This window comes from Spirosoma profusum (assembly GCF_014699005.1).
In the GTDB taxonomy this organism is placed as follows: domain Bacteria; phylum Bacteroidota; class Bacteroidia; order Cytophagales; family Spirosomataceae; genus Spirosoma; species Spirosoma profusum.
This window is the reverse complement of sequence record NZ_JACWZY010000032.1, coordinates 60,556-80,849: the sequence shown is the minus strand read 5'-3', so window position 1 is coordinate 80,849 and position 20,294 is coordinate 60,556. Positions and strand designations below refer to the sequence as shown.

At 50.7% G+C, this 20,294-nt stretch carries 13 protein-coding genes; 11 read left to right on the top strand and 2 right to left on the bottom strand.

The window, feature by feature from the left end; translation table 11 throughout:
* Positions 1–175 precede the first annotated feature (175 nt).
* On the top strand, positions 176–985 hold the full coding sequence (locus tag IC229_RS35950) for an exosporium glycoprotein BclB-related protein (protein ID WP_190891137.1): 810 nt from the start codon (positions 176–178) through the stop codon (positions 983–985).
* Between the two features lie 49 nt (positions 986–1,034).
* On the top strand, positions 1,035–5,297 hold the full coding sequence (locus tag IC229_RS27960; protein ID WP_190891135.1) for a putative Ig domain-containing protein: 4,263 nt from the start codon (positions 1,035–1,037) through the stop codon (positions 5,295–5,297).
* A 260-nt stretch (positions 5,298–5,557) separates the two neighbouring features.
* Here the strand turns inward: IC229_RS27960 and IC229_RS27955 are convergent, their stop codons facing one another.
* The gene (locus tag IC229_RS27955; RefSeq protein ID WP_190891133.1) at positions 5,558–7,099 is read right to left on the bottom strand and encodes a S10 family peptidase; all 1,542 of its coding nucleotides are present in this window, start codon (positions 7,097–7,099) and stop codon (positions 5,558–5,560) included.
* A gap of 242 nt (positions 7,100–7,341) precedes the next feature.
* Between IC229_RS27955 and IC229_RS27950 the strand changes: the two genes are divergently transcribed.
* The 7 genes from IC229_RS27950 (at position 7,342) to IC229_RS27920 (ending at position 16,111) form a co-directional block, all read left to right on the top strand.
* Positions 7,342–8,616, top strand: a complete 1,275-nt coding sequence (locus IC229_RS27950) for a M20/M25/M40 family metallo-hydrolase (protein ID WP_190891131.1) — start codon at positions 7,342–7,344, stop codon at positions 8,614–8,616.
* A 149-nt stretch (positions 8,617–8,765) separates the two neighbouring features.
* A complete protein-coding gene (locus tag IC229_RS27945) occupies positions 8,766–9,521 on the top strand; it encodes an SDR family NAD(P)-dependent oxidoreductase (protein WP_190891129.1) in 756 nt (251 codons plus the stop codon).
* Positions 9,522–9,779: 258 nt separating this feature from the next.
* Positions 9,780–12,338: a DUF7133 domain-containing protein gene (locus IC229_RS27940; protein WP_190891127.1), complete on the top strand. Its 2,559-nt coding sequence runs from the start codon at positions 9,780–9,782 to the stop codon at positions 12,336–12,338.
* A 9-nt stretch (positions 12,339–12,347) separates the two neighbouring features.
* Positions 12,348–13,406, top strand: coding sequence for a sugar phosphate isomerase/epimerase family protein (locus tag IC229_RS27935; RefSeq protein WP_190891126.1), 1,059 nt, complete (start codon positions 12,348–12,350; stop codon positions 13,404–13,406).
* A 128-nt stretch (positions 13,407–13,534) separates the two neighbouring features.
* Positions 13,535–14,320, top strand: a complete 786-nt coding sequence (locus tag IC229_RS27930) for an SDR family NAD(P)-dependent oxidoreductase (RefSeq protein ID WP_190891124.1) — start codon at positions 13,535–13,537, stop codon at positions 14,318–14,320.
* Positions 14,321–14,418: 98 nt separating this feature from the next.
* Positions 14,419–15,756 (top strand): MFS transporter, encoded by a 1,338-nt coding sequence (locus tag IC229_RS27925; RefSeq protein ID WP_223834227.1) that lies wholly within the window; start codon positions 14,419–14,421, stop codon positions 15,754–15,756.
* Between the two features lie 22 nt (positions 15,757–15,778).
* Positions 15,779–16,111 carry a hypothetical protein gene (locus IC229_RS27920; protein ID WP_190891122.1) on the top strand — a complete coding sequence of 111 codons (333 nt, stop codon included), beginning with the start codon at positions 15,779–15,781 and terminating at the stop codon, positions 16,109–16,111.
* A gap of 8 nt (positions 16,112–16,119) precedes the next feature.
* On the opposite strand, the gene IC229_RS27915 is transcribed toward IC229_RS27920, so the two are convergent.
* Positions 16,120–17,952, bottom strand: a complete 1,833-nt coding sequence (locus IC229_RS27915) for an Ig-like domain-containing domain (protein ID WP_190891120.1) — start codon at positions 17,950–17,952, stop codon at positions 16,120–16,122.
* A 262-nt stretch (positions 17,953–18,214) separates the two neighbouring features.
* On the opposite strand from IC229_RS27915, the gene IC229_RS27910 reads away from it, so the two are divergent.
* Positions 18,215–19,723: a hypothetical protein gene (locus IC229_RS27910; protein WP_190891118.1), complete on the top strand. Its 1,509-nt coding sequence runs from the start codon at positions 18,215–18,217 to the stop codon at positions 19,721–19,723.
* A 120-nt stretch (positions 19,724–19,843) separates the two neighbouring features.
* Positions 19,844–20,287, top strand: coding sequence for a hypothetical protein (locus IC229_RS27905; RefSeq protein ID WP_190891116.1), 444 nt, complete (start codon positions 19,844–19,846; stop codon positions 20,285–20,287).
* Positions 20,288–20,294: the final 7 nt, after the last annotated feature.

The window sequence follows — 20,294 nt, the reverse complement described above, 5'->3', positions numbered from 1 at the left end:
TACGGTAACTTAAAAACCATTAACAATTATTTTATTTAAATATGTGATTAGATTTTTTTGGTTATAAAATAAAATTACTTACCTATGCACCAGTGATTAATCAAACGTATCATATTGCCTCAATCAGTTACAATAGTTAACAAATGTTCAACCAATTCCTTTAATAAACTCAGTCATGAAAAAAACTTTATTACTCTTCCTCCTCTTTTTCTCATTTGTTAGTTTAGTCAGTTTCGCGCAGGTAGGTATTGGCACCCAAACGCCAGCTGCCGGCGCCCAGCTTGAAATCAATTCCGCAGACAAAGGGTTACTGATTCCCAGGGTAGCCAGCACGGGCAGCGTCACCTCGCCAACCGAAGGCTTACTGGTTTATCAGACGGGCGGCACCGCCGGGTTTTATGTTTATAAAGGCGGAACCTGGGTCAGGCTGGCTACCACGGCGGATATTCCCGCTGGTGGTGGTGGCGGTGGAGCTATCATCCCTTTTGCATCGGGAGTTCCTGTAACCATGGCAACTATTTTGGGTGGTCTGCAAGGAACAGGCGCTTTATTAGGTTTTGGCAATTCTTATTCCGGCGTTTCATTCATTGGCGGAAATATTGATCTGACCGGATTTTCTGGTGGAGATATCAATAAGGCTTTTTCGGTACCGCGAGATGGCACCATTACTTCTCTGTCGGGCTACTTTAGTACAACCAACGCTATGTCATTACTTGGCACGACCATCACGATTCAGGCTCAGTTATATTCATCTAATGCACCAACTAATACATTTACTCCTGTCCCGGGCGCTATTGTCACATTATCCCCTCCGCTCACCGGTATACTGCCTGTAGGAGCTACATCGAGCGGCCTTACTACCGGGTTAAACATACCGGTAACGGCGGGAACCCGTTTACTGCTTGTTTATTCATGCACGGCTGCCGGGTTATCACTTGTAAATACCGCAGTCGGCTATGCTAGTGCTGGGGTAGGCATTAATTAGGGCACTTTTTAAGGTAAGGGTAACTGGGACTTTAGCCAGCCTTTATCTTATGGCGTTCGGCGTATCGCTGTTTCTACGGAACGTAGCAGGCAATCGATTTCCCCCGACGTATCCATTCAATTCGACTCAGTCAAAGCGAAAATCTCTCGACCAGTCATTCATGAAACATATTTTATTTATTATAAGTCTGATGACGCTGCTGTCTGTACGAAGTACAGCGCAGTTTGTCAATCAAGGCACGCTCTTCGTCGGGGCCGGCACCACGGTTTCGACGGTAGACAATTTTACCAACTCCGCGGGCGCCACGGTGACCAACGAGGGTATTATGTCGTTTAGTGCGAACGTAACCAACAACGGTACCTTTGGTAGCGCAAATGGCGAGGCCCAGTTGAAGGGTTCGGCGGTGCAAACCATTGGCGGCACTACTGGATTTACGGCTCGAACGTTAACGCTGCAAAACTCGGCCGCTGGATCGGCTATCGTTTTGGGCGTTCCCATCTCGGTTACCAATACGGTCAATTTTACCGATGGTATTGTCAGTACCAATGGATCAAATCTGCTTACTCTGGGCGATAATGCTGTGGCAGCAGGTGCCGGAAATGCGTCACACGTAGTGGGTCCGGTTCGGAAAAATGGGGATGATGCTTTTTCGTTTCCAATTGGCAATGGTACCACGTATCGCCCAGCGCGAATTGTACCAACAGGCACTCCTGCCGATGCCTATACGGCTCAATACGTTGAAACAGCCCCCGCAAATCCGGCCAACCTGGCAGCCTGTTTAGCCGCTATCTCTGCCAACGAATACTGGCAGATTGATCACACGGTGGGAAGTGGTTCTGCTGCTGTAGGATTAGCGTATCAGAACGTAGCGACCAATTCAGCCATTACTACGTCGTCCGGCTTGCGCGTTGTCCGATACTCGGGTAGCGCGTGGGCTCCTATCTCCTGCTCAGCCAACGGTGGAACAAATGCAGGTATCGTACTGAGCGATGGGGTTACGGGGGGCTCAGCAAATTTCGGCACCTTCACGTTAGGACGTGTGACGAGTGCCAGCCTCACGGCCACGAAAACCGTGTCTGGCTCATTTACTCCGGGGGGCGCTGTTACGTATACGGTAGTTCTAACGAATAATGGAGCTTCCGCACAAGGTGATAATCCAGGAAATGAATTTTCAGACGTATTGCCGAGTGGCTTAACTCTGGTTTCAGCTTCTGCGAGCTCCGGTAGCGCTGGCACCTCTGGAAACACTGCTTCCTGGAATGGGACTATTCCGTCAGGGGGTTCGGTAACGATTACTATTACAGCGATGGTCAACGCAGGAACGGGTGGTCAAACCATTAGTAATCAGGGGACTGTTAATTTTGATGCGGATGGCAACAGCACGAACGAAACCTCTGCTCAGACCGACGACCCAGCGGTAGCGGGTACCAGCAATCCGACTAATTTTACGGTGACCTGTCCAGGTGTGGTAGCCACCCTGACGGCCAGTCCTTCCACCACCATCACCTGCACCCAAACCAGCCTGACCCTAACGGCTCAGGGGGGTAATAGCTATTTGTTCGGCGGTACCGGCATCGTCAGTCAGAATGCCACCTCAGGCACAGCCGTTGTTAATGCAGGAGGTGTCTATTCGGTGACCGTCACCAATACGATTACAGGTTGTTCCAGCACTACGTCTCTGACCATCAGCCAGAATAATTCGGCGCCAACGGTGAGTATCAACCCCAGCAGTGCTACGTTGACCTGCACCAGCCCAACGGTAAGTCTGAGTGCGGTGGGAACCGGTACGTATACATGGAACACGGGCGCCATTACGCAAAGCATCTCCGTAAGCACGGCCACTACGTATTCGGTAACGCTGACGGGCACCAACGGCTGTACGGCCAGCACCTCGATCACCGTCGGTCAGAATACCAACCCGCCCGTGGTAAGTATTAACCCATCGAGTGCTACGTTGACCTGCGCCAGCCCAACGGCGAGTCTGAGCGCAATCGGTACAGGAACGTATCGCTGGAGCACGGGGGAAATCACGCAAACCATCTCGGTAAGCACGGCCAATACGTATTCGGTCACCCTAACAGGAGTCAACGGCTGTACCGCTTCTACCAGTGCGACTGTCATCAGCCAGCAAACCTCGCCAACGGTTACGATCTCGGCCAATCCAGGCCTCATCTTAGGCCCCGGCCAGTCGACTACCCTGACCGCCAGTGGTGCCAACACCTACATCTGGAATACGGGGGCGGCCACCGCTGCCATCGTGGTTACCAATTCAGGAACGTATTCAGTGACTGGCATTGCTGCCAACACTTGCACAGGCACGGCGTCTGTCACGGTAAGTAATCCCTTTGCTATTTCCAGTGTAATCGCCAATACGTGCCAGCAGATTGCCGCTAACCGCTACGTGATCAGCTTTACGCCTGTTTACACCGGTACCAATGGCCAACCCATTAGCTTCTCGGTGGTCAATGAGGTATTCCCAACGACCGCGCCGGGGCCTTATACGCTCCAGTTATACACGGATAACCCCGTGATTACGCTTAAAGCACAGCAGGGTGGCACGCCGGGTGAGGTTACCTATGCCTATAACTGGCTGGCTGCCTGTTCCTCGACCCAACCCAACACCTCCCCAAGGGTGAATCAGCCCCTGACTGATCAGATCGCTAAAGTGGGCGAAGGGTTCGGCTATACCATCCCGCAGCAAACCTTCACCGACAATGAGACTCCTCAAAGTCTGACCCTAAGTGTGACTGGTTTGCCAGCCGGATTGAGTTTCACTCCACCGTCCCAGATTGGAGGTGTACCCACCACGGCGGGCGTCAGCTCGGTAACGGTGACCGCTACTGATCCTGGTGGACTCACCGCCAGAGCCAGCTTCGTGCTGACAGTTGTCGAACCAACGGCAACCAACACACCACCTACGCTGGCGAATCCAATCCCGGCTCAGGTTGGTATTCAGGGGCAGCCCTTCAGCCTGAGCGTCGGTACTACCTTCACCGATGCCCAAACGCCCAATGGACTGGTGCTCTCAGCCAGCGGATTGCCAGCCGGCCTAAATCTGGTGGGTACGATTATCTCCGGTACGCCTTCGGTAAGTGGCACCTCGACGGTTTCGCTAACGGCGGTCGATCCGGGTGGGCTGAGTGCGACCACCAGCTTCATGCTGACGATTCAACCCGCTTCGGTAACGGCCAGCGCACCGTTCGCCATCACAGGGGTGAATCCGATCACCTGTACCCAAGTGGCCAATAATCGCTACGAGATCAGCTTCCAGCCGCGTTATTCGGGCCTCAATGGGCAGACGGTTAATTTCTGGGTAGTCAATGAACTAGTGCCCACCACGGCTCCGGGTCCGTATTCGTTGCAGCTCTACAATGACAATCCAACCATTGTTTTGAAGGCCCGCCAGGATGGCAGTCCGGGTGAGGCTACTTTCAGCTACAACTGGCTGGCTAATTGTGGAGCGCCCCCGCAACCCAATTCGGCCCCACGGGTCAACCAGCCGCTGACCAATCAGACGGCCCGCGTGGGTCAGGAATTTGGCTACACCATTCCACAACTCACTTTCACCGACAATGAGACTCCCCAAAGTCTGGTGCTGAGTGTGAGTGGCTTACCGGCCGGCCTGAACTTCAGTCCGCCGACCCAGATCGGGGGTGTACCGAGCGTGAGCGGGGTGAGTTCAGTGACGGTAACGGCTACTGATCCGGGTGGGTTGTTTGTGAGCACCACGTTCTCGCTGACGGTGTTACCGGCCAATGCACCAGTAGGTTTTGCCATCACAGGTGTGCAGACGATCAGTTGTGTAAGCGCGGGAGCCAATCGTCGGACAATCACGTTCACACCTCAGTACAGTGGTCTGGATGGCAGTCCGGTGAGTTTCTCAGTGGTCAATGAGCTGCTGCCCACCACGAACTCGGGCCCTTACAGTCTAACCTTATACACCGATAATACGACGCTTCAGTTGCGGGCTCAACAGGGCGGGGCAACGGCGAGTTATGCGTATAACTGGCTGGCTGTCTGTAACGCGCCAACCCGGCAGGGCGTATCGGAGCAGACGATACCGTTGCAGGTGAAGGTGCTGGGCAACCCGATAGAGGGGAATGTCGTCAGGCTTAACGTAACGGGTGCTCAGGGTCAGCGGCTGAAGGTCGCACTGGTGAACGGACAGGGTGCTGTAGTTGGCAACCAGGCTGTTGAAGACGCATCTGCTGAGCAGTCGGTCGAACTGCCGTTCAAGGGCGGGGCCGGACTGTATCTCTTACGAGTGAGTACTCCTGAGCAGCAGCAAACGCTCAAGCTTATCAAGCAATAGGCTTCAATTAAATTTGTTTACTCTAAAAACACAAATGCCAACGTTGTTTCCGACGTTGGCATTTGTGTTTTTAGGGTAATTCATTAACAGTGCATTGCTGTCGCACCGGGCTTCGACAGGCTCAGCCTGACAGTCAATCTTGAGTTGACAATTTTAACTTGACTGTCAGGCTGAGCCTGTCGAAGCCCGGTGCGACAGCAATACGTTAATTGATCCTTTATTTGCGGTACGTAGTGATTTTAACCTGAATCGGCCCCAACTCAGCGGCTGCCAGAATAACGGGCCGGGGCGCTGTTTTTCGGCGTACTTTTCTGAATAAACTGGCGCAGATGCTCGTTGCTGGTGGCCAAGTCCTCTTTCCGCAAATACATCATGTGACCGCTTCGGTAGCCTTCCCAATCCATCCGATCTTTCATTTTGCCACCCGCATCCATTTGCCACATGTTGTATTTGGCGTTGAAATAATCGCAGGCACCATCGTAATAGCCCGACTGAACCAGCAGATGCAGGTACGGATTTTGTGCCATCGCCTGACGCAGGTTTTCGCCGGTTCTGTTATTGGTGTTATCCCAAGGGAACGTAGGGCCGAACATGTAGTATTTCAGGTCGGTTTTATAATTCAGCTCGTCGCGCATGTACATGTTGATGGCGGGCGTAAACGAGTGCAGCCACGACGTCAGTTCGGCGTTGTAGTCAGGTGCGACACCCGCATCTTTGCTATCCATACCCAGGTAACGCGAGTCCAACCGGCCCACGGTCTGGCTGCGGGAACGTAGCAGTTCTTTCCAGAAAAAGTTGGTCGGTACGTCGAGATTCTGCTGCATCACCGACGCTTCCGAAAGCCCTGAATAGCGCGCGACTTTCGTCGCAATTTCTTTCCGTTTCTGGTCGCTTAACGCCCCTCCCATCGCCAGCGCAGGTAAGTATTCCTGAATAGTAAAGGTTTCCACTTCGGGCAGTACGTCGGTCAAATCTTTCTTCTGTAAATCGGCCGGTAAGGTTTTATGATACCAGGCCGTAGCCGCAAAATAAGGCAGTTTCAAGGCCCCAGCCGCCGGGCCATCCCGTTCGATACCCAACGTAGTGGGCGATACCAGAATCACCCCATTCAAATACATCCAATGGGCGTTCTGTAACTCCAGCGCCAATCCCGAAACGCGCGTGGTACCGTAGCTTTCGCCGATCAGGTATTTTGGAGACGCCCAGCGATTATAGCGGCTCACGAACGTATTGATCCAATCGGCCAGATACTTAATATCGGCATTGACACCAAAAAACAGTTTAGCCGCTGGTACATCCTTATTGACGGGTCGCGAAAAGCCGGTATTGACGGGGTCGACATACACAATATCCGCTACGTCCAGAATCGAGTTCGGGTTGTCTTTGATGCCGTAAGGCTGAATCGGATATCCTTCATCGTCGACTTTGAGGATACGTGGTCCTGTATAGCCAATCATCATCCAGACCGAAGCAGTGCCTGGCCCTCCATTGAACGAAATCATCAGCGGACGCGCCGACCGATCTGCTACGTCGGAGCGTTCGAAATAAGTAAAAAAGACACCGGCCACGGGCTTGCCTTCTTCGTCCCAGACCGGAATGGTACCTGCCGTGGCTTTATAAGGCACACGTTGCCCCTTGATGGTCACCTGTCCGTTGGTAACTACCTGCGAATCAATATTCAGCGTACGTGAAGCGGGTTTATCGTCTTTAGGCGGTTGCTTTTCGGTCGTGGCCGGTTTTTGTGCATACGTAGCAGTGAGGACAACCGTACTTAATAGCAGGTTGTATAAAGCTTTTTTCATGGATAAAATTGGGTTGATGAGCTAAACAAGAACAAGCCTGAATGGGATATAGGCAACGTAGCAGCCCGTTTTTCGACCGAATATAGGCAGAATTGCAAAATAGTATTTGGCTGTAACTTCATTTCGTACCTGCTTCAGCAACAACGAGGACAAAATCAGGCACTTATTGTACTATTGGCTCATTGGCTCATATCGACAATTATTTTTCTGTATTTTAGCCAGTTAGCGTAATCAAGTCATCTATGAAACCGATTCTTTACTTTGTGCTGCTCGCCAGCTACGCCGTAACCGCCCAATCGCTCACCAAGCCCGAAACCAACGTAGTAACCACTGTAAAAAAGCGGATGCCCGAAACTGAAGCTTTTTTAGAGAAAGTGGTCAATATCAACAGCGGTACGCTCAACAAGGAAGGGGTACGTAACGTCGGCAAACTCATGTCCGACGAGTTCGATAAACTGGGTTTTAAAACCGAATGGATTTCACTACCCGATTCCCTCAATCGGTCGGGCCATCTGGTAGCGACCCGACAAGGGAAAAAAGGCAAAAAGCTGTTTCTGATCGGCCACCTCGACACCGTCTTCGAGAAAAGCCTGCCTATGGAACCGTTCACCCGAGTAAACGACTCGACCGCATCCGGACAGGGCGTGAACGATATAAAAGGGGGTGACGTAGTGATTATTGCCGCGCTCAAGGCGCTGCATGAGCAGAAACTTCTGGACGATACGTCCATTACCATCTATTTTACTGGGGATGAAGAGAGTAACGGTGGTCCCGAGAGCCGACGCGATTTTATTGATCGAGCCAAACGCTGCGACGTAGCACTGGCATTTGAAACCGCTCAGAATCTGAACACCATTACGACCGGGCGCCGAGGTTCGAGCAGTTGGACGTTGAACGTAAAGGCGCGTTCGGGGCATTCATCACGAGTTTTCAGTGATCTGGGCTACGGCGCTATCTACGAAGCCGCCCGCATTCTGACCGAATTCCGGCGTGTGTTGGGCCAGGAAGAATACCTGACGTTCAATCCCGGCCTGATTGTAGGAGGTTCGGAGGTGAAATACGACGATAAAAACGCCAAAGCCGAAACCGTAGGCAAAACCAATATTGTAGCTGGAACAGCACTGGTAAAAGGCGATCTGCGGTTTCTGACTGAAACCCAGAAAGAAAAGGCACGCGCCCGAATGCGCGAAATTGTAGATAAAAGTTTGCCACTGACCAAAGCCACCATTACGTTCGCTGACGGCATTCCGGGGATGGAACCAAATGCAGCCAACGACGAACTTCGGAAACAGGTCGATAAAGTGAGCCAGGACATGGGACTTGGTCCCGTAAAAGCGGGCGATCCTGGCTCGCGTGGCGCTGGCGACGTATCGTTCGTGGCCCAATACATGCCGTGCATCGACGGGTTGGGAGCTTCTGGCAAAGGGGCTCACAGCATCGAAGAAAACATCAACATGAAAGAATTCCCGTTTCTGATTCAGCGAGCGGCCGTACTGATTTACCGTCTGACACGGTAGACGCAGCACCGAATAGCCAAAACTTTCCGCTACCATCATCGTAGTTTTCACCCCATTTTTGCTTTGCTATATGTAACAGCCTTTTCAACTTGCTGAAAAGGCTGTTACGTTTCCAGCTGTTCAACTATCAGTACTAATCCATTTCGTTCATGCAGAGCCGATTTGCGGGTCAGGTAGCTATTGTTACCGGCGGGGCCGATGGCATCGGGAAAGCCATTGCCCAACGTATCGCTTCCGAAGGAGGAACCATTGCTCTCTTCGACATCAACCACGTAACACTCGATCAGACCGTTGCGAAATTCACCAAAGTCGGCTACAACGTAACGGGGCACGTGCTCGACGTATCACAGGAAACGTTGGTTGAGAAAGCCATTCAGGACGTAGTGAAAGCCCAGGGAAAGCTCGATATTATGGTGAATTCGGCGGGGATTGTGGGGCCAACCAACACCAAAATCACCGACTATTCCGCTGCCGATTTCGACCGGATTTACCACATCAACCTGCGGGGTGCTTTCCTGATGACTAAGTACGCCATTAAATTCATGGAGCAGCGAAACTATGGACGTATTCTGCATCTGGCGTCTATCGCCGGTAAAGAAGGTAACCCGTTCATGGCGGGCTATTCTTCCACCAAAGCGGGCGTAATTGGGCTGGTGAAAGGGATTGGCAAGGAATACGCTGAAACCGGAATTACGGTCAATGGTTTGGCTCCGGCGGTTATTAAAACGGCGCTGAATGAAGATACAGCTCCCGAACAACTGGCCTACATGGCCGCCAAAATTCCAATGAAACGTCTGGGCACAGTAGAAGAGGTAGCCGCATTGGCCGCGTGGGTTGTCTCAACCGAAGCGAGCTTCACAACCGGCTTCATATTCGATTTATCGGGCGGCCGCGCTACGTATTGAGTTAGCCAATAGTCGTCAGTCAGTTCAACTTACTAAATAGCCATTTTTGTCATGCTGAGGAACGAAGCACCTTAAAGTTTCCTAGCTAACTCATCAGGAAACTTTAAGGTGCTTCGTTCCTCAGCATGACAAAAATGGCCTTTAAGAAAAGTTTACTATTAAATCCTTCTTCAGGATAAAAGTATTTGTTGCCAATTCTGGACTTTTAGGGTAAACAATCGTTTATCTTCTTCTAAACGATTTCTGTACAGATTGTCCATGCGTAAACACATTCATAGTATTGGTCTGCTGGTTGGATTGGTGGGAATTGGCTTGTTGAGCTTCACGGCCAATCAGCGTGTTACGTGGTCGGAAGGGCCATCACCAGCCAAAACGCCTGCCGAAGAATTAGCTACGTTCCAACTCGACTCCGGCCTGAAAATCCAGTTGGTAGCCTCGGAGCCGATGGTGCAGGACCCGGTGGTGATGACGTTCGATGAAGATGGCCGGCTTTGGGTGGTGGAGATGCGCGGTTTCATGCCGGATATCGACGGAAAAGGTGAATCCAACAAAGTAGGGCGTATTTCCATTCTGGAAGATACCGACGGCGACGGACAGATGGACGCCAGCCGCATTTATATTGATAGTCTGGTGATGCCGCGTGCGCTGGCGTTAGTACCCGGCGGTGCCCTAATCGTCGAAAATTCATCGCTGTGGCTTACGCAGGATAAAAACGGCGATTTGAAGGCCGATTCTAAAACGCTTATCGACGCCAACTACGCCGGAAGCCCGCTGCCTGAACACTCGGGAAATGGCCTCTGGCGCAACATGGACAATTGGTATTACAACGCCAAATCGCGTTTCCGGTACCGATTAGCAAACGGCAATTGGGAACGCGACAGCACGGAATTTCGGGGCCAATGGGGTATTTCTCACGACGATAAAGGGCACCTGTACTATAACTACAATTGGTCGCAATTGCACGCGGATCTGGTACCGCCCAACTACCTGTCCCGAAACAAACATCACAAGCCAACCACCGGCATCGACCACGGCCTGACCATCGACCGCCGGATTCACCCCATCCGGCCAACGCCCGCCGTCAACCGGGGCTACATTCCCGGCACGCTGGATAAAGAAGGTCGTATTCAGGAATTTACGGCTGCCTGCTCACCGCTTTTTTATCGGGAAACAGCGTTACCTAAGGCGTATTACGCCAGCGCGTTTGTTTGTGAGCCAGCCGGAAATCTCATTAAACGCAACGTAGTAAAAGAAAATGGATTGTTGCTAACAGCCCACGATCCTAATCCCGGCAAAGAATTTCTGGCCTCGACCGACGAGCGTTTTCGACCCGTTTCCCTGGCTACCGGGCCTGACGGGGCGCTCTACGTAGCAGATATGTACCGGGGGTTGATTCAGCACCAGGCATACGTAACACCTTACCTGCGCGAGCAAACGCTTTCCCGTGACCTCGTTCTACCCGTTAACCGGGGACGTATCTGGCGGATTGTTCCGGCCGACTGGAAACCTCAGAAATCAAAGAAACTCTCCGGCCTATCGACCGAAGAACTGATACCCGTACTATCATCGCCCGACGGTTGGCACCGCGACATGGCGCAACGATTACTGGTTGAACGTAACGATCAACGTATCGGCCCCGCACTGGCAGAAGCTTCGTTAAAAAGTGACAATTATCTCGGTCGATTTCACGCCTTGTGGGCACTCGACGGATTAAAACTGACCAAATCCGACGTATTGTTTAACGTACTGAACGACAAGGAGCCGCTGCTACGTATCACGGCGTTACGTCTGCTGGAGCCGATGGCGAAAGCCGACAAAACGGTTCGGGATAAGCTTGGACAACGCCTATTAGCTAGCTGGGGAGACGCTCCTATCGAGCAGATTCTGCAAATGGCGCTGTCAGCGTCGGCGCTGGAACCGGCAGTTGCTCACCAACTTTTGGCGAACATAACTGATCGTTACGGTGACTCGGCCCTGATTCGGGATGCTGTAATGAGTAGCTTGCCCGATCAGGAATTCGCTTTTTTGCAGCGATTGATGGCGTCTCCACAATGGAAGCAGCACAGCCCGTCGAAGGAGATTTTTCTGGAAACACTGACCACAGCTATCGTTAAGAAACGTAACACATCAGAACTTACTACGTTGCTGGTCATGCTGGATAAAAATTCGCTGGATTGGCAGCAGAAATCAGTGGTAATGGGCCTGTCGATTCAGGGGGCCAGCAGCAAGTTCAAGCCAATTAAACTCGCATCGACTCCGCGTCTGCTGACCCGCGCCAATTCGTCCATCGACCCAAATCGTATGGCGACGCTACGTTCGCTGTTCGAGTGGCCTGGACACGTAGCAGCCAAAAATCCGGTTCAGAAAAAATCGCTTCTATCTGAAGACGATCAGAAACTTTTCGCCCTCGGTCGGCAGCAGTACCTGACTACTTGTGCAGGCTGTCATGGTACCGATGGCGCGGGTATGGCTCGTTTCGCTCCACCGCTTATCGGTTCCGACTGGGTTCTTGGCGACGATAAGCGTCTGTCACTCATCGTGTTACATGGCATGGAAGGTCCGGTTGAAGTAAACAAGAAAATATACGACGTACCAGATATCCTGCCCGTCATGCCCGCCCATTCTACGTTGGACGACGGCTCCATTACGGCCATTCTAACCTACATCCGCAACGAATGGGGCAACAATGCGGGACCATTAACCAAACGAGTTGTGGGTATGACCCGCGTTACGTCGCAGGGGCGCGTGGTGCCCTGGACGGCTAAAGAACTGAACAATTACATGCTCGAAGCCAAATCCTCTACCGGTAAATTATAAGGCCATTCCATGAACAGACGTGATTTTATCCAACAGGCAAGTGCCGGTACGCTGGCTTTTTCGTTGCCTGATTTTCCTGCTTTCGCCAAAGATGCGCGTATGGGCATTGTCGTTCATTCGTACGCCTTTCGCTGGAATTCAAAAATAACAAGCACAAAATATCCTGGATTCACCGACGCCATCGCCCTGCTGGAGCACTGCCACCAGATTGGCGCAGGTGGTTTGCAGGTTGTCGTCAATGGCTGGACGTCTGATTTTGCCGGTAAAGTGCGCGAAAAACGCGAAAAACTGGGCCTGTATCTGGAGGGTTCCATCGCCGTACCAAAAACAGCCGATGCGCTCCCGAAATTTGAGCAGGAAGTACGTAGCGCCAAAGAATCGGGGATGCAGATACTACGTACCGTTTGTTCGTCGGGGCGTCGGTACGAGACGTATCATTCGGCCGAAGCGTTTCGGGAGTTACAGAAAACGGCCCTGGCGTCCCTCCAACTGGCCGAACCGGTGTTGAAAAAACATCAGGTGAAGTTGGGCGTGGAGAACCATAAAGATTGGCGGGCACCGCAGTTGGCGGCCATGCTCAAGCAAATTAGCAGTGAATGGATAGGCGCTACGGTCGATTTTGGCAATAACATTTCGTTGCTCGAAGACCCGATGGAAGTTGTGCAGACGCTGGCTCCTTATGCCGTCAGTACGCACATCAAAGACATGGCCGTTGAGGAATATCCTGACGGGTTTCTGCTGTCCGAAGTTCCTTTGGGCACAGGCATTTTGGATCTACCGAAAATGGTTGACATCTGTCGGCAGAAAAATCCGAACATTACGTTCAGCCTCGAAATGATCACCCGCGATCCGCTGGAAATTCCCTGCCTGAAAAAAGAGTACTGGGAAACGTTCGGCGACGTACCGGGTGTCGACCTCGCCGAAACGCTACGTATGGTTCGGCAACACAAACCCAAAACGCCCCTCCCCCGCGTTGCCCAACTGGACGGCGAAAAAAAGCTGGCAACTGAGGAAGATAACATTCTTGCCTGCATAAGTTATAGCAAAGACAAACTGGGGCTTAAATAATAGATAATTGTCATTTTTGTCATGCTGGCGAAGGAAGCATCTTAAGGTATCCTTACCCTCGAATTCGGAAACCTTAAGATGCTTCGTTCCTCAGCATGACAAAAATATTCTCCGTATAAACCGTACCAATGACAAAAGAAAAACTTCCAGGAATCAGCCAATTTAACCTGACAGGAAAAGCCGCCATTATCACAGGTGGTTCAAAAGGTCTGGGTCTGGCAATGGCCGCGGGTCTGGCTTCGGCTGGTGCCGACCTAATGCTGGTAAACCGAACCGCCAGTGAGGGCGCTGAAGCCGCCAAAGAAATAAGCGATGATTTTGGCGTAAAAGCTATTTCGTTCGCTGCCGATATTACAAATCAGGAACAAACGGAAGCAATGGCCAAAACGGCTTTTGATACGTTTGGACGTATTGATATTCTCATCAATAGTGCCGGAATCAACATTCGGGGCCCCATAGACGAACTGAGCCTGGACGATTTTAACAAGGTAATGCAAGTGAACGTACAAGGAACCTGGCTCTGCTCCCGCGCTGTAGTTCCATTTATGAAAGAAGCCGGTCGGGGTAGTATTATCAACCTGGCCAGTACGTTAGGATTAGTCGGGTTATCGAACCGCACGCCCTACACCGCCAGCAAAGGAGCCGTCGTGCAGATGACTCGTGCACTGGCTCTCGAACTGGCCCCTTTCAACATTAATGTCAATGCCATTTGTCCAGGCCCTTTCCTGACTGCCATGAACGTACCGATTGCCGATACCGAGGAAGGCAAAAAGTTCGTAGTTGGTGCCACAGCATTAGGTCGCTGGGGCGAACTACGTGAGATTCAGGGAGCCGCCATTTTCCTCGCCAGTGACGCCGGTACGTATATGGTTGGCTCCATGCTGACCGTCGACGGCGGCTGGACGGCGAGGTAAACAATGATGAATGATGAATGATGAATGATGAATGATTTACAAAATCAATTTTTCATTATTCATCATTCATTTCCTATTCTCTAAAACCCGACAACTAAATGCAAGTAAACCCGCTTCCTGTTAAACCGACTCGAGTGCGTTACGGTATGTTGGCGCTCGTTTTTGTCAACGTAGCGATAAATTATCTGGACCGCGCCAATCTGTCGGTGGCAGCTACCCAGCTTGGGAAAGATCTGGACCTGTCGACCAAAGAATTGGGGTATATTTTCTCGGCGTTTGGCTGGGCGTATGCGGCTTTGCAAATTCCAGGAGGCATCATTGCGGATCGATTTGGCCCGCGAATTCTATACGCATTCTGCCTCATTACCTGGTCACTTGCTACTATAGCGCAGTCAGCTGTCAACGGATTCCTGAGTTTATTTTCGCTCCGACTACTGACTGGTACGTTTGAGGCTCCCTCCTACCCAATAAATAATCGAGTTGTAACCAGCTGGTTTCCAGACAATGAGCGAGCGTCGGCTACCGCTATGTACGTGTCCGGGCAGTTTATCGGATTGGCTTTTCTGCTGCCGGCCTTAACCGCAATTCAGGCTTATTCAGGCTGGAAAGTGTTATTTATAGTAACTGGTTTAGTGGGGCTGGTTTGGGGAATTATCTGGTATTTGTTCTATCGTGACCCATTAGACCACCCGCAAGTCAACAAGGCTGAACTGGACCATATTGAGAAAGGAGGAGGATTGTTTCACGGAAAGAAATCGGGCGTCGATAATCCATCGCTGTGGCGCTGGAAAAACTTCAAATTAATCCTGTCAAACCGAACCTTGTGGGGTGTTTACATTGGGCAATTTTCGCTCAATGCGACGCTCTGGTTTTTTCTGACCTGGTTTCCAACTTATCTGGTCAAATACCGGGGAATTGATTTAAAACAATCAGGCTATCTCGGCTCCATTCCATTTCTGGCGGCTTGTGCGGGGTTGCTCCTCTCAGGGTTTATATCCGATCGGTTAGTGAAGCAGGGAACATCGGTAAGTATAGCCCGGAAAACGCCGATTATTGCTGGCCTGCTATTGTCGATAGTTATTATCGGGGCCAACTACACGAACGATGTTACCCTGATTATTTTCTTCATGTCCTTGGCCTTTTTTGGGGTTGGTATGGCACTGATTTCCTGGGTATTTGTGTCGATTTTATCGCCCAAACATTTAATTGGCCTGACTGGTGGTGTATTCAATCTCATGGGCAATCTGGCGTCCATTGTCGTACCCATCACCATTGGGCATTTGATTACGGGGACGGATTTTAAACCGGCTATCGTGTTTATCGGGATCGTCGAATTTATTGGCGCCTGTGCCTATATTTTTCTGGTCGGTAAGGCTGAACGAATTTCGACGGGCGATGATCAATCAGAAAATGCGCTGATTTTTGAACAGAAATAAGTGCTACGTTGTATGCTGGGAAATGAGCTCTCGATTCATCCTTCATATTCCTTCGCTACGTCCTGATGGGATGGCCCTGTTTCCGTTCATTCTGGTACGGCGGCCCAACCCAGACAAAATATTGCTGAATCACGAACGCATTCATTTACGTCAGCAGGCTGAGTTAGGAATTATTCTGTTTTATCTCTGGTACGTAGTGGAATACTTAATCCGCCGAATTCAGTTCCGCGATCACTATTCGGCCTATCGGAATATCTCTTTCGAACGCGAAGCCTTTGCCAACGAACAGAATCTAACGTATCTGACTACCCGAAGTCTCTGGCGTTTTTTTCGTTACGTATCGAAAGAAACCTGAAACGGCACCTAGAAATCAATATCGGTTAGCTCGAAATTCTGCTTCACCCGGATCGTGCCGTCTTCTTCGGTGCCGGAGGTGTAAATGATACGTTCAGGCTGGATACCTTTCTGAACGTTACCAATGTCGCGTTTTCCATTGCCGTTGCTATCGACAATCAGTCGGACGCGGTAAAGACCGGGTTTAAGTCGCCCGAAACTATACGACGTAGTATTCGTCGCCGAACGTATCACTTTGTATTTATCGTCCAGTAATTCCACGATGAATTTGGTACCTGGTGGCCCCAGCGTAGCCGTGTTCACACGTCCGGCGATCAGCCCGTAACTATCCTCATCGGCAATGAGATAGCGAGCCGAAAACCGCGCTAACGTATCACCCTGAACGCTGATGAATGTGCCTTTCCGCAATCGAAAGAGCAACGTATCACGCAGCGTTGTCTTCTGTTTAATCACCAGTCGGGAGAAATTATTGCTCCAGGCCAGATCGGCGAGTGTCAGCTTGAGGGGTTTCGTACTATCTGGCCCGATCACAATTTCGTCAATGCTGTAACGTAGCACGGGTTTGTTGAAAACCAGCGTGAACTCCAGGTTATTGTCAATCGGTTCGCCGGGCGATGGCGTTACCGTAACATTCAGTGGCGTCCGGTTTTTGGCCCTGGTTTTCAGTGGAGAAAAATAAATCCGTTCGCGTAGCTCTGTTACGTTACCTACCGAATCTTCGGCTATAATGGTCGTGTATAACGTATCGCCCGCTGCCCGGTTGGCTGGTCGATACAACCGAATCATTTTCGGGCTTTCCAGAAACGAAACCAACGTATCGACCGACGAACCACCAGTTGTCGATGCTACCGATGTCGACGTAGTAGAAACCGACGTAGCAGTTGTTGAAGCAGGAGCAACCGTTGCCGACGTAGTGGTAGTTGACGTAACAGAAGTATTTGTGGCAGAAGTAGACGTAGAAGATGCTGACGTAGCAGATGCTGATGTAGGGGAAGTTAACGGAAACCGCCCGAACTTGAGCCGGTATTTGGCGATGCCGCTGCTTAGTTCGAGGCCCAGTGTTTCGTCGGTACGTTCGCGTCGGCTGATGCGCGGTTTGCCGTACCCTCGGAACGCTACCATATTCACATCGGTATAATTGCGATTCAGATTTAGTATCGTGTCGCGAAACGCTACCCGCTCTTCTGGCGCGTTGTTTACCAGATTTAAATCTTTATCGTCGAAACCATAAACTCTGTATAGTCCGGCTTTTACGTTTTCGATACGGTAATTTCCGTTACTATCGGTTCGGGCAAAATACTGTGGCCGTTTTCGGTTGATAGGTAACGTATCGGTAGGGGCAAATAAACCGATCACAAAATTCAGAATCGGAAGTCGGCTTTCATCGTCGACAACATTGCCAGTCAGATACAACGAGTCAATCATGTTGCCGGTACTGAAAACCACTTTTGTATCTTTTGCTACGTTACGTTCGGTAATGTCTTTGATACCATCGGCAAAATCGATGGTATACGTAGTATTCGGCAGAAAATTCTTAGCGAAATTCAACCGAATTCCTTTCGGCAATGATTTGACAATGAACGTATTACTATCCTGAGGGGTGATAGTAATTTTCTGTTGCAGGTTTTCGGCATTCACGTACTCATCAAACTCCAGCTCGACCGTTTTTCCAGAATAATTCAATTGGCGGGCCGCTGGCATACTGCTCACCAGTTTAGGAGCTAGTGTATCTTTCTTACCACCCGGCGGCTGGGCAACCTGAGCACAGTTTTGCAGCAAAAACGGAAGAGTTAGCAGAAAGGCAACGACGCAAGAGCGAACTAATTTAGTGTATGAAGCCATCGTGATTAGCTGGCTCAACGTAGGATTTGAAATTGGGGAATCGCTCTTTCGCTCTTTCACTCTTGCGCTCTTTAGATTTACAAAGGTAAACGTCCGTTCATCGTTTCTTGGTGCCGATTGACATAAAATGGGCGTCGGCTTCGTTAGGTTCTATAGAATTTTAAGAAAATTTAAGCCTAGTTACCGAATGGTCGGGTAGTCCGTATGCGATTTGGTACATTTACCGCCCGGAACTGGTTCGCTCAATCACCCGTAAACCTGCATGTTGCAACACCGTTTTTATTTATTCATCCTGCTGATAACATCGTTCGGTTGGCTGGCTTCCTGCTCAAGCCCGGTCGGCGAACTCGATAGCCAGATCAGCGATGCGCTCACCAACGACAATCAAATTGATGCTACCGAGGCCCAGGCCATCCGAGCACTGCTGATAAAAGAGAAGCAAGACCTTGCCGACGAGAAAAAAACGACCAAGCTCTACACCGCTGACGGCGAGGTAGATGACGTAGCATTGACGGCCTACATCAAACGCCATATCGACTACCGAAAACTGGCTAAAGAAGGTGAAGCACCCACCATTGCTCTGACCGGTGCCGCTACGTCGACCAAACCGCTACGTCTGAAACTCTACCTCGAAGCCAGCGCCAGCATGTTTCCATACGATACGCCCGGCGGTAACGGAGCCTTCAAACGCACGCTTAACGATGTACTGACGCAGTTCGACGCCGTGAATCCCGGGAAAGGCCAGCTACACGTAGTGAATACGGAAGTGAACGACCTGGGATTGTCGATGTCGCAGTTTTTCAAGGAGAAAAATATTTTTACGGTCGCGAAAACCAAAGGCAAAACCACCAGCACCGACTTCGAAGGTATTTTCACCGAAATACTACGTAGTACGTCAGGCGACGATTTAAGCGTGCTGGTTTCCGATCTTATTTATTCTGACCCCAGCCTGACTGGAATGAGCGCTCAGAAAACCCTGGACGCGGCCAGTTCATTGCTGACGACCGTTTTCAACCCGTATTCGAATACGCATTCGATGCTGGTTATTAAGCTTAAGAGCGATTTCAACGGTACGTATTATAGCTGGAACAACGCCAAGAAATCCTACAACGGCGAACGTCCGTACTATCTCTGTCTGATTGGACGTAACGAAACCATGCAACGACTGTATAAGGACCAGACGTATCAAACTATCCGCCGTTTCGACCAGTTGCCGGGCTTTGTTGATTCATGGTTTTTCGGTCGTGACACCAAAGCTGTTACGCCATTTTATAGCATCCTGGTTACCGATCCGGCTCGAAAGGGGCGTTTCAAGCGTTCGAATGAAGATGTTCGTAGCCACTCGAAAGCCGTTCACGCGATCACCGATGTGCAACCCGACGTAACAGACAAAAGCCTGACCATTCCGGTAGCAGTCGATTTATCGGCGCTACGTTTGCCCGCTACGTTGCTAACCGACCCTGGTCAGTACGTTGTTTCTGGCAAGGACAATTTTCAGGTGTCGGCGGTACAAACGTATTCGGGAGCGAACGGCACGACGCATAAACTGCTCATTTCCACTAAAAAACCAGCCCGTGGAGAACGTAGCGCCACCATTCGGTTGCGTCGACAGTTTCCACCCCGCTGGATCGCTAACACCACCACAACCAACGATTTGTCGCCGGACCAAAACTCGACGTTCGGTCTCCAGAACCTCCTTCAGGGAGTCGAACGAGCTTATAACCCAAACAACCAAACCGAATATTTCACGCTAACTATCAATTTAGAATGAGTGAAAGAAACCTAAAGAGCGAAAGAGTGAATGAGCGAAAGAGCGGCTGGCGATCCAGCGAAAAGCCTGCGCAAGTTTTCTTTCGCTCTTTCGCTCATTCACTCTTTCGCTCTTTAAACAATGGAAGAATCACTTTATAATTTCTACAACCTGTTTGTCAACGGCGCGCTGCTGGAGGATTTGTATCAGGAAGAACTCCTGTCGCCCCTGACCTGGACGGCCATCGGGATTGCGTTTGTGGTGGCGTTTGCCTTTTACATCTGGCCGTTTAACAAAGTGAGTTTCAGCGGTATGGGAAGCTGGCTGCTGATGATGGGCGTGAGTGCGTTGGTGCTTTTTGTCATTACGCTTGTTACGTGCTACCAGAAAGCCAATCAGGAAATCCCTCGCGACGAAGCCGACCCCGATCAGGGAAATCTGTTCGATCAGGGCGTGAGTATTTTTTTAAGTTACTCCTTTACAATGGCGCTGCTGACCGTCGTTATTTTCTTCATCATCTCAATGTTGATGAAAAATTTCAGTAAAAACGCAAAACACCGGCCTATGTTATGGCCTTCTAAATAATAATGTA

Excerpts from the sequence above, each read along its gene's own strand:
- IC229_RS35950 (WP_190891137.1), top strand. The coding sequence starts at position 176 with ATGAAAAAAACTTTATTACTCTTCCTCCTCTTTTTCTCATTTGTTAGT.
- IC229_RS27960 (WP_190891135.1), top strand. The coding sequence starts at position 1,035 with ATGGCGTTCGGCGTATCGCTGTTTCTACGGAACGTAGCAGGCAATCGA.
- IC229_RS27955 (WP_190891133.1), bottom strand. The coding sequence starts at position 7,099 with ATGAAAAAAGCTTTATACAACCTGCTATTAAGTACGGTTGTCCTCACT.
- IC229_RS27950 (WP_190891131.1), top strand. The coding sequence starts at position 7,342 with ATGAAACCGATTCTTTACTTTGTGCTGCTCGCCAGCTACGCCGTAACC.
- IC229_RS27945 (WP_190891129.1), top strand. The coding sequence starts at position 8,766 with ATGCAGAGCCGATTTGCGGGTCAGGTAGCTATTGTTACCGGCGGGGCC.
- IC229_RS27940 (WP_190891127.1), top strand. The coding sequence starts at position 9,780 with ATGCGTAAACACATTCATAGTATTGGTCTGCTGGTTGGATTGGTGGGA.
- IC229_RS27935 (WP_190891126.1), top strand. The coding sequence starts at position 12,348 with ATGAACAGACGTGATTTTATCCAACAGGCAAGTGCCGGTACGCTGGCT.
- IC229_RS27930 (WP_190891124.1), top strand. The coding sequence starts at position 13,535 with ATGACAAAAGAAAAACTTCCAGGAATCAGCCAATTTAACCTGACAGGA.
- IC229_RS27925 (WP_223834227.1), top strand. The coding sequence starts at position 14,419 with ATGCAAGTAAACCCGCTTCCTGTTAAACCGACTCGAGTGCGTTACGGT.
- IC229_RS27920 (WP_190891122.1), top strand. The coding sequence starts at position 15,779 with ATGAGCTCTCGATTCATCCTTCATATTCCTTCGCTACGTCCTGATGGG.
- IC229_RS27915 (WP_190891120.1), bottom strand. The coding sequence starts at position 17,952 with ATGGCTTCATACACTAAATTAGTTCGCTCTTGCGTCGTTGCCTTTCTG.
- IC229_RS27910 (WP_190891118.1), top strand. The coding sequence starts at position 18,215 with ATGTTGCAACACCGTTTTTATTTATTCATCCTGCTGATAACATCGTTC.
- IC229_RS27905 (WP_190891116.1), top strand. The coding sequence starts at position 19,844 with ATGGAAGAATCACTTTATAATTTCTACAACCTGTTTGTCAACGGCGCG.